We start from the raw sequence: 17261 nt of genomic DNA on the forward strand, positions 1-17261 counted from the left end.
GCCCGTCACGAAGTCGTCGGCGCGCGTAGGGGAATTGATCACCTGAAGTCTGTCCGGAAGTAACGCCTGCTGATTTGATGTGGGCGGCTCGTTCCCCAGCTCGCACTGGGGCACCGTGCGACCACGGTGCCCCCACCCCCTCAGGGAGTTGCAGTGCCGATCCTCAAGCCCGCCCGCGCGGCCTCCGCGCTCGCGACCGCACTCGCCGCCGTCGCCCTCACCGCGGCCCTGCCGCAAACGGCCGCCCAGGCCGCCCAGGCCGCCCCCGTGCCGGAATTGAAGGTTCTGACGTACAACGTCTTTCTCATGAGCAAGAACCTCTATCCCAACTGGGGGCAGGACCACCGCGCCAAGGAGATACCCGCGGCCGGATTCTTCCGGAACAATGATGTCGTCGTCCTGCAGGAAGCCTTCGACAACGGCGCCTCCGACGCGCTGAAGGCGAATGCGGCGGACCGGTATCCGTACCAGACGCCGGTCGTCGGGCGCAGCAAGGAAGGCTGGGACGCCACCGGCGGGAACTACTCGTCCACCACTCCGGAGGACGGCGGGGTGACCGTGCTCAGCAAGTGGCCGATCGTCCGCAAGGAGCAGGTGATCTACCAGGACGCGTGCGGTGCGGACTGGTGGTCCAACAAGGGCTTCGCCTACGTGGTGCTGAACGTGAACGGCACGAAGGTGCACGTCGTCGGCACGCACGCGCAGTCGACCGACAGCGGCTGCAAGGAGGGCGAGGCGGCCGCGGACCGGGCCAAGCAGTTCCGGCAGATCGACGCCTTCCTCGACGCGAAGAACATTCCCGCGGGAGAGCAGGTCATGGTGGCCGGCGACCTGAATGTGGACGCGCACGGGAGCGAATACGCGGCCATGCTCGCGAACGCCGATCTCGCCCCGGCGGCGGAGCGCACCGGGCACCCGTACTCCTTCGACACGAAGGAGAACTCCATCGCCGCCTATCGCTACCCCACGGACGGCCGTGAGGACCTGGACTACGTCCTGCACCGGAATGGCCACGCCCGCCCGGCGAACTGGAAGAACACGGTGGTCAAGGAGGCCTCGGCGCCGTGGACCGTCTCCAGCTGGGGCAAGGAGTACACCTACACCGACCTCAGTGACCACTATCCGGTAATCGCCGGGAACTCCTGAACGGAACGGCCCGGCGCGGCCTAGGGTGACCGCATGGACGCACCCGAGTACCCGCCCAAACCCCGGCCCGGCGACCGCGTCGCGGTGATCTCACCGTCCTCGGGGCTGCCGGGCCTCTTCCCCGTTCCGTTCGAACTCGGGCTGCGGCGGCTGGAGTCGGAATTCGGGCTGCGCCCGGTGGAATATCCGACGACCCGGAAAATGGGGGCGAGCCCCGCCGAGCGGGCCGCCGATCTGCACGCGGCCTTCGCCGACCCGGGCATCACGGCGGTGTTCGCCAGTATCGGCGGCGACGACCAGATCACGGTGCTGCCGCTGCTGGACCGCGAGCTCGTGCGGGCGCACCCCAAACCGTTCTTCGGATACAGCGACAACACCGCGCTGCTGGCCTGGCTGAGCGCCACGGGGATCGTCGGCTACCACGGCTGCAGCGTGATGGCGGAGCTCGGCCGGCCCGGTTCGCTGCACCCGCGGACGGCGGCCTCGCTGCGGGCCGCGCTCTTCACCCCCGGGCCGTACGAGTTCACGGCGCCCGGCGCCTCGAACGACGTCGACCGCCCCTGGGACGACCCGAAGACCTTCGCGAGCGAGCCGGTGCTCGCGCCCTGCGACGAGTGGGCGTGGCGGAACGCCGGCCGCGCGGTGGAGGGCATCGCGTGGGGCGGCAACATCGAGGTGCTGTCGTGGCTGCTGATGGCCGACCGGGAGATCGGGGACCCCGAGGCGTACGAGGGCCGCGTGCTGTTCCTGGAGACCTCGGAAGAGCTGCCCTCCGCCGAGGACGTTTTCCGCATTCTGCGCAATATGGGCGAAAGGGGACTGCTGCGGCAGTTCTCCGCGCTGCTGATGGGCCGGGCGAAGGCGTGGTCCTTCGACCGGCCGCTCAGCCGCGAGGACGGGGCCGCGTACCGGCGGGCACAGCGGCAGGCGGTGGAGCGCGCGCTGGACGCGTACGCGCCCGGGATGACGGCGGTGTTCGACGTGGACCTGGGGCACACCGATCCGCAGCTGGTGATCCCGTACGGGGGCGTGGTGCGGGTGGACGGCCCGGCGCGGCGGATCACGGTCACGTACTGACGGCCGCCCGGGCCGCACCGCCCACCACCACCGCCCACCACCACCACCCGGAGCCGATTACTCCGTATTCGCCGGGGCGTTCACGGTGGTCCGCATCACGCCAGGATCGCGTATCCGCAGCCCCTCCGAGTCTGCTGTCCCGCCGCAGGTCATGCTTCAATAGGGGCATGGCCAGCTTCCAGAACACCGCGACGGGTCGCACCGACCTCGAGCCCTTCTGGCCTTCCCGTCAGCACGACGACTTCGACCGAGTGTGTTGCCGCGCGACTTCCGCGCAGGCCCTCTCCTCCCGCTGACCCCCACGTCGAAGTCAGCCGCCGGTCCCCGGTTCCGGCCAACGGCCCCGCGCACACGCACGTCCCCTCGACGGTCTCTCGCGCGAAAGAGCTGAGCTCTCCATGACGAACCTCCGTACCCTCACCGTGCCCGCCCCGTCCGCCTCGGCCGCGGCCACCGCCACGGCCTCGTCCACCACCGCGCACCCCGCCCACCCGTCCCATACCGCGCACCGCCACCGGCTCCGGGCCGTCGCGCCGGACGAGGTGCCGCCGGTCGCCGAGCTGCTGCACTCCGGTGCGGCCACCTGGCTGCCGGCGCCGCAGCACACCCTGCCCACCCTGCCGGGCCAGCCGCCGATGATCGGCTACCTGGTGCTGGTGCCGGCCGAGCAGCAGGCCCCCGAGGCGGCGCCCGCCGCCACCCACGGGGACGCGCTGGTGAGCATCGACCCGGAGCAGCGCACGGCCAGCGTGGCCGGGCGCCCGCTCGACCTCACGTACCTGGAGTTCGAGCTGCTGGCCCACCTCGTCGCGCACCCCCACCGGGTGCACACCCGCGACCAGTTGGTGACCACGGTGTGGGGTTACGGGCACGTGGGCGACGGCCGGACCGTGGACGTGCACGTGGCCCGCCTGCGCCGCAAGATCGGCGCCGAGCACCGCGCCTCGATCGTCACCGTCCGCCGCGTCGGCTACAAGTACGCGCCGCCCGTCGGCTACTGATCTTGCGGGGGTGGGGCCAGCCCCACCCCCGGCCGGGGCGGTGCCCCCAGTGACGATCATGCGTCGGCCGCCCAGACTGGTTCCCGGGCCCGGGGGACGGGCCCGGGAGCGCACGCGGGGGTACACCGGATGAAGATCGGCAACGCACTGGCGGCCGCTGCCCGCGGCCTGTGGCTAGCCGTCTTCGGCATGGCGGTGTCGATCGTGCTGTTCACGCTCACCGTGGTGTCGCTGGCTTTCACGGTGCTGGGGATCGGCCTGTTCACCACCCCCGTGGCGCTGGCGGGGGTACGGGCCCACGCGGCGCTGCGGCGCCGGCAGGCACGGGCATGGGCGGGCGTGGAGATCCCCGGTCCGTACCGGCCGCTGCCCGCCCGGCGCCCCGGTCTCGCGGGTCAGGTGGAGCACTGCACGGCCCTGCTCAAGGACCCCGCCACCTGGCGCGACCTGCTGTGGCTGCTCGTGGACGCGACGGCGGGCGCGCTCCTGGCCCTCCTGCCGGCCACCCTCCTCCTCCACCTCCCCTGGGGCGTCGTGCTGGCCCTCGGCGTCTGGAAGCCGATCGTCCGGGCGGACGGCACCCACTGGTACGCGTTCATCCCGGTCACCGACCAGTTCACCGCCGGCCTGGCGGCCGGCCTCGGCTGCGTCCTGGCCGTGCTTGCCCTCTTCGTCGCGCAGCCGCTGCTGCGCCTGCACTTCCTGCCGGCGAAGCAGCTGCTCGCGCCGGGGGCGGCCACCCTCCGCGAGCGCGAGCTGGCGCGCCGCGTCGACCGGCTCACCGAGACCCGGCACGACGCCGTGGACGGCTCCGCCGCCGAGCTGCGCCGGATCGAGCGCGACCTGCACGACGGGGCGCAGGCCCGCCTGGTCGCGATGGGGATGAGCCTCGGCACCGTCGAGGCGCTGATCGAGACGGACCCGGCCCGCGCCAAGCAGCTCGTGGCCGCGACCCGCGCCGACTCGGCCGAGGCCCTGACCGAGCTGCGCGACCTGGTCCGCGGCATCCACCCGCCGGTGCTCGCGGAGCGCGGCCTGGGCGACGCCCTGCGGGCCCTCGCGCTGCGGATGCGGATGCCCGTCGAGGTGGACGTCGAGCTGCCGGGCCGGGCCGCTGAGCCCGTCGAGACGGCGGCGTACTTCGCGGTGAGCGAGGTGCTCACCAATGCCGCCAAGCACGCGGGCGCCCGGCAGGTGTGGGTCGACGTGCACCACGCCGGGGGCATGCTGCGGATCGCGGTCACCGACGACGGCCGCGGCGGGGCGATCGTGCCGGGCGGCCCGGGCACCCGGGGCGCGTCCGCGGGCTCCGGGCTCGCGGGCGTCGAGCGCCGCCTCGGCACGCTGGACGGGGTCCTGGCCGTCAGCAGCCCGGCCGGCGGCCCCACGATGGTGACGATGGAGATCCCCTGCGCCCTGCGCTGAGCGACCGCCGCCCGCCCCGGCCGGGGCCGGGCCCCCGCGGCGCCCCTGCGGGCCCGGCGACGGCGGAGGCGAACCGCCCCTTCCCGCCGGGCCGTCGAGGGGCGCCGGCCTTCCCGCCGCCGACGATGGAGTGCCCGTGCGCGTTGTGCTCGCCGAAGACCTGTTCCTGCTGAGGGACGGCCTGGTCCGGCTGCTGGAGGCGTACGGCTTCGAGATCGCCGCGGCCGTGGAGAGCGGGCCCGAGCTCTCCCGGGCCCTCGCCGGGCTGCGGCCGGACGTGGCGGTGGTGGACGTACGGCTGCCGCCGTCGTTCACCGACGAGGGCCTGCAGTGCGCCCTCGCGGCGCGGCGGGAGACGCCGGGCCTGCCGGTGCTGGTGCTGTCCCAGCACGTGGAGCAGCTGTACGCGCGGGAGCTGCTCGCCGACGGCAGCGGCGGGGTCGGCTACCTGCTCAAGGACCGGGTCTTCGAGGCCGGCCAGTTCGTGGACGCGGTCCGCAGGGTCGCGGCGGGCGGCACCGCCATGGATCCGCAGGTCATCTCGCAGCTGCTGGCCCGGCGGGAGCAGGACCGGCCGATGGGCCGGCTGACGCCGCGCGAGCGCGAGGTGATCGAGCTGATGGCGCAGGGCCGGTCCAACACGGCGATCGCCGCGCAGCTGCGGGTGACCGAGCGGGCGGTGGCGAAGCACACGTCGAACATCTTCGGCAAGCTCGGCCTGCCGCCGTCCGACGACGACAACCGCCGCGTCCTCGCGGTGCTGGCGTACCTCGACCGGGGCGGTTCCGGCCGGGGCCGACCGGCCCACCGGCACCCCGGGCGGGGCTGAACGCCGAGCGCGTCCCGTTGCTCCCGCAGGGGACGGCGGTTAACGTGCGCCGCGCACGCGTCCGTTGTCGCATCCGGCACAGTGGGGAGCGCCATGACCGATCAGCCGAGCCCGTCGAGACGCCTGCTGCTGGGGGCCGCCGGCGCGGTCGGGGCCGGGGCCGCCCTCGCCGCCCGCGCACCCGCCCGGGCCGCCGCCCGCGCGCCGTTCGACACCGCCCCCGCGAAGGCGGCGCTCGTGCGGCTGCTGGGCGGGCACGCGGAGCAGTTCCGGCTCACCCCGCTCGCGGCCGCCGGAGACGGGGACCACTTCGAGGTCACCGGCCGCACGGGGCGGATCGAGGTGACCGGGACGAGCCCGGCGGTGCTGCTGACGGGGGTGCACTGGTACCTCAAGTACGTGTGCGGGGCGCACATCACCTGGAGCGCCCGGCAGGTCGGCCTGCCGCGCAGCCTGCCCGCGCCGGCCCGCCCGCTGAAACGATCCACCACCCTCCGGCACCGCTTCGCCCTCAACGACACCAACGACGGCTACACCTTCCCGTACGCCGACTGGGCCTACTGGGAGCGGATGATCGACGTCCTGGCCCTGCACGGCTGCAACGAGGTCCTGGTGATAAGCGGGCACGAGGCCGTCTACGAGCGCGTCCTGCGCGACTTCGGCTACGCCGACGCCGAGGCCCGCGGCTGGCTGCCCGCCCCCTCCCACCAGCCGTGGTGGCTGCTGCAGAACCTCAGCGGCTACGGCGGCCCGCTCAGCCGGGGGCTCATCGACGCCCGCGCCGCCCTCGGGGCCCGGATCACCGCCCGGCTGCGCGAGCTGGGCATGGCGCCCGTCCTGCCCGGCTACTACGGCTCCGTGCCCGAGGGCTTCGCCGCGCGCAACGCGGACGCGCGCGTCGTCCCGCAGGGCGTCTGGCACGGATTCCGGCGGCCGGACTGGCTCGACCCGCGCTCCGGCGCGTTCGCCGCCGTCGCCGCGTCCTTCTACCGCCACCAGGAACGCCTCCTCGGCCCCGCGCAGCACTTCAAGATGGACCTGCTGCACGAGGGCGGCGCCGCGGGCGACGTGCCCGTCGCGGCCGCCGCCCGCGCCGTCGAGAAGGCCCTGCGCACCGCGCACCCCGGGGCGACCTGGGTGATCCTCGGCTGGGAGGACAACCCGCTGCCCGAGCTGCTCGGCGCCGTCGACCGGCGGCGGATGCTGATCGTCGACGGCATCTCCGACCGCTTCAAGGGCGTCACCGACCGCGAGAAGGACTGGGGCGGCACCCCGTACGCCTTCGGCAGCATCCCGAACTTCGGCGGGCGGACCACGATCGGCGCCAAGACGCACGTGTGGGACGAGAAGTTCTTCGCGTGGCGCGACAAGCCCGGCAGCGCCCTGGCCGGCACGGCGTTCATGCCGGAGGGCGCCGACCGCGACCCCGCCGCCTTCGAGTACTTCTCCGAGCTGGCCTGGCTGGAGCACGCGCCCGACCGGGCGCAGTGGTTCGCCGCGTACGCCGCCTTCCGCTACGGCCGTGCGGACAAGGCGGCGCGGGAGGCGTGGACCGTGCTGGGCGAGACCGCCTACCGGCAGAGCGCGCCCGGACGCAGCGACCCGCACGACAGCCTCTTCGCCGCCCGCCCGGCCCTCGGCGCGGACCGCGCCGCCGAGTACGCGCCGAACGCCCCGTCCTACGACCCGGCCCGCTTCGACACCGTCCTCACCTCGCTGCTCGCCGTCGCCGCCGGGCCGCGCGGCACCGACACCTACCGCCACGACCTGGTCGACGTGGCCCGGCAGGCCGTCGCCCACCGCAGCCGGCAGCTCCTCCCCCAGCTCAAGGAGGCCTACGCGCGCAAGGACCTGACCGCCTTCCGCGCCCTGTCCGCGCTGTGGCTGAAGCTGATGCGGCTCGCCGACGACATCGCGGGGACGCACAAGGCGTTCCTGCTCGGGCCCTGGACCGCGGCGGCCCGGGCCATGGGCACCGGCCCCGACGAGGCCGCCGAGCTGGAGCGCACCGCCCGCGTCCTGGTCACCGTGTGGGGCGGGCGCGGCACCTCCGACGGCGGGAAGCTGCACGACTACGCGAGCCGCGACTGGCACGGCCTCGTCGGCGACTTCTACCTGCCGCGGTGGCGCCGCTGGCTGGAGGAGCTGGAGGACGCCCTGCGGGCGGGGCGGGCGCCGCGGGCCGTCGACTGGTACGCCATGGAGGAGTTCTGGACGCGCGAGCGCACCGAGCACGCGCAGCGGCCGGTGGGCGACCCGTACCGCACGGCGGTGCGCGTACGGGACACGCTGGCGGCCGCGCCCTACCAGGGGGCGCTCGCGGCGGCTCTGGAGCCGGCGGCCGTCGCGCCGGGCGGCACGGCGGTGCTCACCGTCTCCCTCGCCAACGTCAACGGCTTCCGCGCCACCGGGCCCGTCGGCCTGGCCGTCTCCGGCCTCGCGGCCGTCCCGCAGGGCCCCACGTCGCTGCCGCGCCTGGACCCCGGGGCCACCGGCGCGGCCCGCTGGCGCGTCACCGCCCCCGCCGCTCCGCTGGAGCGGCCGCTGCAGCCCCTGCCGTACGAGGTGAGCGCCCGCTACGGGCCGCAGGGCGAGGAGCCGGTGCGGGCCGTGCGCTCCGGGACGTTCTTCCTGGCCGGTCCCCTGGCCGCCGGGTGGCGGACGTTCACCAACAACGCCGCCGTCTTCGGCCAGTTGGGCGCGGACCGCTTCGCGATCGACGGCTCGGGCGACGACCTGTGGCGGCGGACGGAGGAGTTCGGTGCGGTGTACCGGGCGGGCGCGCTGCCGGCCGGCGCCGCCGCCCGGGTGCGCATCCTCGGCCAGACGGACACGGGAAGCTGGGCGCGCACGGGCATCATCGTGCGCAACGCCCTCGGCACGCCGTGGTCGGCGGGGGCCGTGAACCTGGCGGTGACGCCGGGCCAGGGCGTCGTCCTGTCCTACGACGCCGACGGCGACGGCGCGTTCGACACCTTCCGCCAGGTGAAGGGCGTCCGCGCCCCGGTCTCCCTGCGCCTCACGCGCACCGGGGCCGGCACGTTCGACGCGGAGTACGCCACGGACGGCGGGACGTGGCTCCCGGTGGCCACGGCGACGGTGCGGGGCGCCGCCTCGTGGCAGGACGTGGGGTTGTTCCTGACGGCGGGCAACGACGGCAGCGGGGCGCGCGGGAACGCGCAGTTCGCGGAGTGGGCCGTGGACGGCCCGCGGGTGACCATGGCGCAATGAATCGTTTCCGCCTGCTTCAGGTGCCCCGCCTCGCGCCCGTCTACGTCGGCGGGCTGCTCGCCGGTTCGTACGCCGTGCACCGGATGCTCACGCCCGCCGCGCGCGAGCGCGTCCTGCTCCGGTGTTCGACCAATGTCGACAATCTCGACGCCGGGCGCTGGGACACCCTGGCGACCAGCGCGCTCCTGACCGAGGGGCCGCTGGAACTGCCCTACGCGCTGCTGCTCCTGGCCGTGCTGGGGTACACGGAGTACGCGTACGGCGCCTGGTGGGCGGCGGGCGCGTTCGTCCTCGGGCACGTGGGCGCGTCGCTCCTGGTCTACTGGGGGCTGCGCGCCGTGCGCGCCCCCGCGCACACGCGGTCCGCGACCGACGTCGGCCCGAGCTACGGGTATTACGCCGCCCTCGGCACGCTGGGCGCGCTCCTCCCGCGGGGCGCGGCCCGCACGGGCGCGTACGCGGCCCTGCTGACCCTCTGTGCCCGCCCCCTCCTGCGCCGCCGCCCGGCCTTCACGGACGCGGGGCACCTGACGGCCCTGGGCCTGGGAATCGGCCTGGGGCTGGGGTGCGAGCGCGGGTTCGCGCTCCGTTCGGCACAATAACGGTAGATAAACGGTAGATATCTGAGCAATAGCAGACACGCTGTGCGCTACAGACACAGGAGACGCCCGCATGCCGCAGTTCGACGCCTCGACGATCATCAACCTCCGTGACCTCGGAGGCATCGCGCTGGCCGGCGACTCCGCCGTCCGCCCCGGCCTGCTGCTGCGCTCCGGCCAGCTCGACCGCCTCGACCCCGCCGCGGACCCGGCGGTCGCCGCCCTGGGCATCCACACGGTCGTGGACCTGCGTACCGAGCACGAGCGCGAGGAGCGGCCCGACCAGGTGCCGGACGGCGCCCGGCTGATCGTCGCGGACGTCATGGCCGACAGCGCGGCGGCCCGCGCGGCCGCCGGCGACGACGTGCCGGCCAGGCTCGACTCCGTGCTGGGCAGCCCCGCGATCGCCGAGGAGCACCTGGGCAACGGCAAGGCCGAGAAGCTGCTGTGCGACTCCTACCGCGCCTTCGTCTCCGCCGAGTCCGCCTGCTCCGCCTACGGCCGCCTGCTGTCCGCGCTCGCCGAGCCGGACTGCGGCCCGCTGCTCTTCCACTGCACGGCGGGCAAGGACCGCACCGGCTGGGCCGCCGCCGTGATCCTGCTGCTCCTGGGCGCGGACGAGGAGGCGGTCCGCGCCGAGTACCTCGCGGTGAACCCGGCCGTCCGCACCGCCTTCGCCCCCCTCATCGACCGCTTCACGACGGCGGGCGGCGACCCGGAGATCGCCGACGCGATCCTGGGGGTGCGCTCCGCCTACCTCACGGCGGCGCTGGAGGAGATGGACCGCGCCCACGGCGGGGTGGAGGCGTACGTCCGCGACGGCCTCGGCCTCCCCGACGACGCCGTGGACCGCATCCGCGCGCGCTGCATCGCCTGACGCAGCAGCACCGGGGGCCCCACCCAGGGGTGAGGTGACCATCTCACCATTCACTCGTTCTACGGATCGTGGAGCAGCAAGCAACAGCCCCCCGCCCCCTCCCGTCCCCCGTCGACGTCGAGCAGGCCGAGGCCGCGCTCATCGAGCACTACCCGCGCCTGGTGCGCCTGGGGTATCTCGTCCTGCCGCCGTCGCTGGGCCGCAACCGCCGCGTGCTGACCGCGCACGCCCTCGCCCAGCGGGCGCTGCCGCGCAACCGCGTCGCGGCGGGCGAGCCGTCCGGTCTGCCGGTGCCGGCGCCGCGCGGCCCCGACGGCTCCCCCGCCGACCCCGGCTACGCCTACGTACGGCTGCGGGTCCTGCGGGCGGCGCTGGAGGCCGGCCGGCCGCGCGGGCGCTGGCAGTTGCCGCGCCCCGGCCGGCTGCCTCCGCTGCTGCCGCAGGTGTGGGGCCTGCGGCTGTTCCCCCGCTCGGGCGGGGCCGACGAGCTCGCGCTGGACCAGGCCCTGTCCGCCCTGTCGGGCCCCGGCCGCGCGGCGTACGTCCTGCGCGCCCTGGAGCTGCCCGCCGACCGTGACGTCCGCCAGGTGCTGGCGGCGGCGGGGGTGGAGGATCCCGGGGCCGCGGTCCTCGAAGCGGACGGGCTGCGCGCGCCCGCCGGCAGCCGGGACGCCTCGCTGCTGGAGTCCATGGAGTTCGACCCCTGTTCCCTGCAGGCCCGCCCGACGGATCTGATGCGCCGCCGCCAGCACACCCGGGCGGCCCTCGCGGCCCTGGCGGCGGCCGCGGTGTGCGGGATGCTCCTGGCGCTGCCGGGCGACGGCTGGGGGCCCGACGGCGCGGCGGCCCCGCCCTACGCGCAGAACGCCGCGGCACAACAGGCCCTCGACCCCGCCAAGTTGACGAAGGCCGCGCCGGGCGCCTGGAAGACCGCCGACCGCCCCGGCTTCGCCGCCTGGCCCGCCCGCGGCGACCGCCTCGGCGACCACGAGCTGCTGCACCGCGCCCTCGCCGTGTGGGCGCGACCCGGCCGCTCGGTCCAGGTGACGGCCACGCCCGGCACCCCGTCCGGGCCGGCCGCGGGGCCGCCCCAGCTGCTGTACGCGGGCGAGGTCGGCCAGGCCGCGGTCGTCCTGCTCCACGACGGCCTGCGCGTCGTGCGCTACGCCGAGTCGAAGAGCGGCGACGGCGGGGCCGCCGCCCTGGACTTCGCCCGGACCGACGCCGCGGACGCCGACACCGCGACGGCCGTCGTCGTGGGCCGCGCCGACAACAACGTCCGCTACCTGACCGCACCTTGGGTCGACGAGGTCTCCGTGCGCGACCTCCTCAAGCCCGGCGAGGCGCCGATCCCGCTCCGCCGCGGCGCCGACGGCGTCACGGACCCCACGCCCAGCCCCGCCCCCGCCGGCGACTGCCACGGCTGGCCCGCCCTGCAGATGGGCGGCCGCCTCGTCACCGACCTGGGCGAGCTGACCCCCGCGCGCCTGACCGCCGGCACCCCCGCCGCCCCGCGCGACGTAAGCGACCGGGCCCGGGCCGGCTGGGCCCACACCGCCTGCCACCTGCAGACCATGCGGGGCCAGGGCGTGCGCGCGGTCAACGCCTGGCCGTACGCGGTGCAGCAGCTGCCCGGCGGGGCCGGCGGCGCCGAGTGGACGTGCGCCCGGGCCGAGACCTGGCGGGGTGCGGGCAGCCGGGCGCTGGCCCTGTTCCAGGTGCCGGGCGCGCGGGCCGCGGCGCCGAGCACCGTCGTCGCCCGCGCCGAGGACACCCCCGCCTGCGGCACCCGCGACCCGCACGTCCTCGCGGGCGTCCTGTGGAAGTCGGCCGCCGGCACGTGGTACGCCCTGGCGGCGGCGGGCGGCGGCGACGTCCAGTCGGTCACGGCCTCGGGCGGCGTCCGCGGCAGCGCCCCCGGCGACCGGCTGGCGGTTCCGGCCAGGGCCGGGGCGCAGACCGAGCTGAGCGCGCGCCTCGCCGACGGACGGCGGATTTCCACTCTGCGATAGCGGCGCTCCAGCAGCTGAAATACAGTCAGCAGGCTGGAAACCAGGGGCGAATGACGGTTTCCGGTCTGCCCTAAGATGACCGCCATGAAGACCGGGATACGTCGCAGGATGGGTGTCGAGCAGCGCCGTGAGCAGCTGATCTCGGTCGCGCTCGAACTGTTCGGGCACCGCTCCCCGGACGACGTCTCCATCGACGAGATAGCAGCCGCGGCCGGGATCTCCCGGCCGCTCGTCTATCACTACTTCCCCGGGAAGCAGAGCCTCTACGAGGCCGCCCTCGGCCGCGCCGCGCAGGAGCTGTCGGCCCTCTTCGAAGAGCCCCGCGAAGGCCCCCTCGGCGCCCGCCTGCTGCGGGTGATGGGCCGCTTCTTCGACTACGTGGAGGAGCACGGCACGGGCTTCGCCGCCCTGATGCGCGGCGGCCCCGCGGCGGGGTCCGGCAGGACGTGCGCCATGATCGACGGGGTGCGGCGGGCCGCGTACGCCCAGATGCTCGACCACCTGGGCATTCCCGCCCCCGGGCCGCGCCTGGACCTCGCCCTCCGGTCCTGGATCTCGCTCACCGAGACCACGGCCCTGCTCTGGCTCGACGGCCGCCGCATCCCGCGCGGCGAGCTGGAGCTGCAGCTCGTCCACGCCTTCGCGGCGCTCGCGGCCGTCAGCGCCGCCCACGACGACGACATGGCGGCCGTCCTGCACCGCATCCTGGAGGACGAGCCGGTCCACGGGCCGTTCTCCGACCTCGTGAACCGGCTCGGCGCAGTGGCGCCCGAGCCCCAGCGGCAGCCCCAGCCGTCCTGACCCGCTAGCCGGCCCTGAAGACGGCGGCGGTCCGGGCCGGGACGGTGAAGGTGCCCGTCGCGGGTGCGCAGGCAGCGGCCTTGACGGCCTCGTCCGCTCCGCCCGCCTGCACCGGGTGCAGGGCGCAGGGCCGGCCGGCGAGGGCCGCGACGCGCTGGTCCTGCCGCTGCGGAGTGGCGTTGAGGACGACGACCAGGCCGCCCAGGCGCATCGTGACGACGCCGGGCGTCTCGTCCGGGCCGGACAGCGGGAAGGACAGGGCCTCCTGGACGGCCCCGGCGGTCGCCAGGCCGAAGGCCTTCTCGGTCGTACGGATCCGCAGCAGGTCGCGATAGGCGGCGGAGGCAGCCTCGACGGGGCCGCAGCCGGCCTTCAGCGCCGGGTCGGCGAGGAGCGGCCGGGCGTGGTCCCACTTGGAGGCGTTGTCGCGGGCCGGGGGCAGGCCGCGGCCGAAGCCGTTGCCGGCGGCGCAGTCCCAGTGGATCGCGTTGAACCAGTCGCCGCTGTCGTAGGAGTTGCGGTCCAGCGACTTCGAGCGCAGCCGGTCCGTACCGGCCTGGGAGAGCGCCGGGCCCTGGGACAGCGCGGCCGTGGCCATCGCGAGGACCTGCATGCGGGCCCGGTCGGCGGGCGACGTGCCCTGCGGGAGCTTGAAGGCGAGCGCGTCGTAGAGGGTTTCGTTGTCGTGGGCGTCGGCGTAGGCGAGGGCGTCCCCGGGGGCGGCGGCGTAGCCGGCCGGCGAGCCGTTGTAGTCGACGTCGGCGCCGCGGACGCTGCGGCCGGCGGAGTCGGTGAAGCGGTAGCCGGCGAGGTTGCCCGTCAGGCCGACCTTGATGAGGTCCTGCGCGTGCAGGAGCCGGGCGCGCTGCTCCGCCGGGGTGCCCTGCGGGGCGCCGTTGGGGTCGGTGAACAGCCCGGAGGCGAAGCCCTGGACGCGGGGGTCGGCGTCGAAGGGGCCGCCGCCGCGGACGGCGTCGCGGGCCCGGTCGGAGAAGGTGGCGATGCCGGTGCCGGCCATGTTCTTCTGCGTGGCCTGGACGAAGCGCGCGTCGTTCGCGGCCTCGCCGAAGTTCCAGCCCTCGCCGTAGAGGATCACGGACTTGCCGTCGACGCCGTCCCGGGCCGGGGTCAGGGCGTCGAGGGCCTTGCGCACGGCCAGGATGTTCGCCTTGGGGTGGTGGCCCATGAGGTCGAACCGGAAGCCGTCGACCTTGTACTCCTTCGCCCACGTGACCACGGAGTCCACGACGAGCTTGCCCATCATGGCGTGCTCGGGGGCCGTGCCCGCGCAGCAGGTGGAGGTCGCGACGCCGCCGTCGTCCAGAAGGCGCTGGTAGTAGCCGGGCACGATGCGGTCGAGGACGGACTTCTCGTCCTGGCCGGAGGCGGCGGTGTGGTTGTAGACGACGTCCATGACGGTCCGCAGCCCGGCACCGGCCAGCCCCTGGACCATCCGCCGGAACTCGAGGGTGCGGCCGGGGCCGTCCGGGTCGGAGGCGTAGGAGCCCTCGGGGACGGTGTAGTGCAGCGGGTCGTAGCCCCAGTTGTACGCGTCGCGCGCGGCGGCCTTGCCGGTGCACTCCTGCTGGCGGTCGGAGTCGGCCGGGAGTGCGGGAAGGTCGCAGGGCGGGGTCGCCCGGTCGGCGCGCCGCTCGGGGACGGTCGCGAAGTCGAAGGCCGGCAGGAGGTGGACGTAGGAGGTGCCGGCGCCGGCGAGCGACGTCAGGTGCCGCATGCCGGGCGATGAGCGGTCGGTGAAGGCGAGGTAGCCGCCCTCCGGGGAGAAGTCCCGGATGTGCAGTTCCTGGATCTGCGCGTCGCGCAGCGGAACGGCCTTCGGCTTGCGCAGGCCGCGCCAGCCCGCCGGGGCCAGGGCCGGGTCCGCGAGGTCGGTGACGAGGCTGCGGGCCGAGTCCGCGGTCAGCGCCGTGGAGTACGGGTCCGTGACGCGGTTGGTGACCACCTTGCCGGCGGCCGGGGCGTGGACGGTGACGGCGTAGCGGTACGGCTTGCCGGTCCACTCGCGGCTGCCCGTCGCGCTCCAGACGCCGCTCGCGTCGTCGCGGTGCATCGGCACGGTGCGGCCGTCGAGTTCGAGCGCCACCCTGCGGGCCGTGGGGGCCCAGACGGAGAGCGTGGGGCGGCCGTCGCGGAAGGACGGGCCGAGGGTCGCCTTGCCCGCGGCGGACGCGTACAGGTCGTCGAGGACGCCGGGTGTCTGGACGCCGGTGGAGACGTCACCGGCGACGGCCGTGAGGGCGCCCCTGAGCGCCGCCCGCTCCTGGCCGGGGGTCGCGCGGACGCGGTAGGCGTCGTATCCGGCGAGGTGGGGGTACTTCGTGCGCTGGGCGGGGGTGAGGCCGCCGGGGGTTGCCGTCAGCTCGAAGCTGCCGCTGTCGTGCAGGAGGCGGTGGGGGCGGGCCGGGTCGCCCAGGCCCTTGGGCCAGGCGAGGGTGGTGCGGTCGATCCACTGGGCCTTTGCCCCTACGGGGGGCGGGGGCGTCGCGTGGGCGACGCCGGTTCCGGCCAGAGGGAAGGCGATCGCGGCCGCCACGAATGCGGCTAGTCGTTTCACGGAAGGCTGCTCCTTGGCTGAGGTCAAAGACAGAGCTCTCCCCTGACCCGCCCCTTCCCGTAACCGGGGGCAAGCCCCCGGACCCCCTGTCGCGCTGAACGCGCTCGTCCTCAAGCGCCGGACGGGCTGAGAAGTGGCCGGCCGACGGGGTCCGGGGCGGAGCCCCGGTTCGGGAAGGGGCGGGTAGGGGAAAATCAACCGCACGTACGCGCGCCCGCGTGCAGCGCCAGCGCCGTGTCCGGCGCCACGGTCGCCGTGAAGCGGCCGTTCGCGTCCACCGTCACCCGTCGCCCGCTCTGCACGTCGCAGTAGTCACCCCCGGGAAGCCCGGTCTCGAAGGTGCGCGTCAGCGCGGACTTCTCGTGGTTGAGCACCACATAGCCCTTGTCGCCGCGCCCGAAGGCAACCGCCTGGTAGCCGTTGTCCCACCAGCGGCCGACCGCCGTGCCCCGCACCGCGTTGCGGAACCCCACCATGCTCCGGATCTCCGGCCACTTGTGCTGGCACTTCCAGCCGTCCTGCCAGCAGGCCGACACCGCGCCGCCGTTCGGCGGGCCCGCGTCGCGGTCGGTGAATTCGTAGCCGGAGTGGACGTCGGGCGAGCCGTAGGGCCAGGCGAGCATGAAGACGTTGGCGAGGGTGTAGTCGGCGCCGTCCTTGTAGCTGAGGGTGTCGCCGCCGCGTTCGGTGTCGTGGTTGTCGACGAAGACGGACGCCTGGCCGCCGGGCAGGTAGCCCCAGCCCTCGCCGTAGTTCTTCAGGTAGGCGAGCCGCTCGCGCTGGAGGACCCGCTTGAGGTCGCGCGCGTAGCGGAACTCCTGGACGTCGCCGGTGCCGAGGTACTCCTCGGGCCGGACGGCTTCGCCGTCGCCGTGGATGGTCTCCTGCTTCCAGTGGACGCCGCCGCGGCTCAGCCGGGACTTGATGTCCGCGAGGTCCGCGGCGGGGATGTGCTTGGCGGCGTCGATGCGGAAGCCGTCGGCGCCGAGCGAGAGCAGGTCGTCGAGGTACCGGGCGATGCGCCCGCGCACGTGCTCCTCGCCCGTGTCCAGGTCGGCGAGGCCGACGAGTTCGCAGTCCTGGACGTTGCGGCGGTCGCGGTAGTCGCCGACGACGGCGGTGCAGTCGTCCATGTCCTGGCGCTGGTACGTGCCGGGGTAGTCGTACTTCGTATACGCGGAGCCGCCGGTTCCGGTGCCGGATCCGGCGGACATGTGGTTGACGACGGCGTCGACGAGGACCTTGACGCCCGCGTCATGGCAGGAGTTCACCATGTTCACGAAGGCGGTCCTGTCCCCCAGCCGGCCCGCGATCGCGTAGCTGACCGGCTGGTAGGAGGTCCACCACTGCGGCCCCTGCACGTGTTCCTGCGGCGGGGAGACCTGGACGTAGCCGTAACCGGCCGGGCCGAGGGCGTCCTTGCACTCCTTCGCGACCGCGTCGTACTTCCACTCGAAGAGGACGGCCGTGACGTCCTTGCCGCCGGGCGCGGCGGCCTCCGCCCGGGGGGTACAGACCGTGACGGCGGCCGCCAGGGCAAAGGCCGCAGAAAGGGTTCTTCGGGCTGTCGCAGGCATGCGGAGCTCCTGGGGGTGGGGGATGTGCAGCAATGAAGGTTCTTGCGCAAGCCGTTCGCAAGCCAACCGGAACCTGCTGCGCACGAGACCGTACGAGCCGGGTAACGGCCG

The 17261-nt window shown here is 74.7% G+C and carries 11 protein-coding genes and 1 pseudogene; 10 read left to right on the forward strand and 2 right to left on the reverse strand.

Annotated elements, in window-relative coordinates; translation table 11 throughout:
* The first annotated feature begins 153 nt into the window (after positions 1-153).
* The 10 genes from sph (at position 154) to NQU55_RS27275 (ending at position 12998) form a co-directional block, all read left to right on the forward strand.
* Positions 154-1146, forward strand: coding sequence for a sphingomyelin phosphodiesterase (gene sph / locus NQU55_RS27230; RefSeq protein WP_168092586.1), 993 nt, complete (start codon positions 154-156; stop codon positions 1144-1146).
* 33 nt (positions 1147-1179) lie between these two features.
* Positions 1180-2223, forward strand: coding sequence for a S66 family peptidase (locus tag NQU55_RS27235; RefSeq protein ID WP_168092585.1), 1044 nt, complete (start codon positions 1180-1182; stop codon positions 2221-2223).
* A 398-nt stretch (positions 2224-2621) separates the two neighbouring features.
* Entirely contained in the window at positions 2622-3224 is a 603-nt protein-coding gene (locus NQU55_RS27240) for a winged helix-turn-helix domain-containing protein (RefSeq protein WP_168095134.1), read from the forward strand.
* A gap of 129 nt (positions 3225-3353) precedes the next feature.
* Complete coding sequence (locus tag NQU55_RS27245) at positions 3354-4649, forward strand: sensor histidine kinase (protein ID WP_168095135.1); 1296 nt, start codon at positions 3354-3356, stop codon at positions 4647-4649.
* Between the two features lie 136 nt (positions 4650-4785).
* On the forward strand, positions 4786-5478 hold the full coding sequence (locus NQU55_RS27250) for a LuxR C-terminal-related transcriptional regulator (RefSeq protein ID WP_168095136.1): 693 nt from the start codon (positions 4786-4788) through the stop codon (positions 5476-5478).
* Between the two features lie 93 nt (positions 5479-5571).
* Positions 5572-8709 (forward strand): alpha-N-acetylglucosaminidase, encoded by a 3138-nt coding sequence (locus NQU55_RS27255; protein ID WP_168095137.1) that lies wholly within the window; start codon positions 5572-5574, stop codon positions 8707-8709.
* The gene (locus NQU55_RS27260; RefSeq protein WP_168095138.1) at positions 8706-9311 is read left to right on the forward strand and encodes a rhomboid-like protein; all 606 of its coding nucleotides are present in this window, start codon (positions 8706-8708) and stop codon (positions 9309-9311) included. Before NQU55_RS27255 ends, NQU55_RS27260 begins: the two co-directional genes overlap by 4 nt.
* 70 nt (positions 9312-9381) lie before the next feature.
* Positions 9382-10185 (forward strand): tyrosine-protein phosphatase, encoded by an 804-nt coding sequence (locus NQU55_RS27265; protein ID WP_256791345.1) that lies wholly within the window; start codon positions 9382-9384, stop codon positions 10183-10185.
* A 68-nt stretch (positions 10186-10253) separates the two neighbouring features.
* The gene (locus NQU55_RS27270; protein WP_256791346.1) at positions 10254-12197 is read left to right on the forward strand and encodes a hypothetical protein; all 1944 of its coding nucleotides are present in this window, start codon (positions 10254-10256) and stop codon (positions 12195-12197) included.
* Between the two features lie 84 nt (positions 12198-12281).
* Entirely contained in the window at positions 12282-12998 is a 717-nt protein-coding gene (locus NQU55_RS27275; protein ID WP_168093627.1) for a TetR/AcrR family transcriptional regulator, read from the forward strand.
* Positions 12999-13002: 4 nt separating this feature from the next.
* Here NQU55_RS27275 and pulA read toward each other — a convergent pair whose 3' ends face one another.
* The gene (pulA, locus tag NQU55_RS27280) at positions 13003-15573 is read right to left on the reverse strand and encodes a pullulanase-type alpha-1,6-glucosidase (RefSeq protein WP_256791347.1); all 2571 of its coding nucleotides are present in this window, start codon (positions 15571-15573) and stop codon (positions 13003-13005) included.
* Positions 15574-15770: 197 nt separating this feature from the next.
* Positions 15771-17150: pseudogene (locus NQU55_RS27285) on the reverse strand (alpha-amylase); the annotation flags it as partial.
* Positions 17151-17261 lie beyond the last annotated feature (111 nt).

The organism is Streptomyces telluris (assembly GCF_024519335.1).
In the GTDB taxonomy this organism is placed as follows: Bacteria; Actinomycetota; Actinomycetes; order Streptomycetales; family Streptomycetaceae; genus Streptomyces; species Streptomyces telluris.

Bases quoted from the DNA above. Each gene is read 5' to 3' on its own strand.
- NQU55_RS27260 (WP_168095138.1), top strand. From the start codon at position 8,706: ATGAATCGTTTCCGCCTGCTTCAGGTGCCCCGCCTCGCGCCCGTCTAC.
- NQU55_RS27245 (WP_168095135.1), top strand. From the start codon at position 3,354: ATGAAGATCGGCAACGCACTGGCGGCCGCTGCCCGCGGCCTGTGGCTA.
- NQU55_RS27240 (WP_168095134.1), top strand. From the start codon at position 2,622: ATGACGAACCTCCGTACCCTCACCGTGCCCGCCCCGTCCGCCTCGGCC.
- NQU55_RS27255 (WP_168095137.1), top strand. From the start codon at position 5,572: ATGACCGATCAGCCGAGCCCGTCGAGACGCCTGCTGCTGGGGGCCGCC.
- NQU55_RS27275 (WP_168093627.1), top strand. From the start codon at position 12,282: ATGAAGACCGGGATACGTCGCAGGATGGGTGTCGAGCAGCGCCGTGAG.
- NQU55_RS27265 (WP_256791345.1), top strand. From the start codon at position 9,382: ATGCCGCAGTTCGACGCCTCGACGATCATCAACCTCCGTGACCTCGGA.
- NQU55_RS27235 (WP_168092585.1), top strand. From the start codon at position 1,180: ATGGACGCACCCGAGTACCCGCCCAAACCCCGGCCCGGCGACCGCGTC.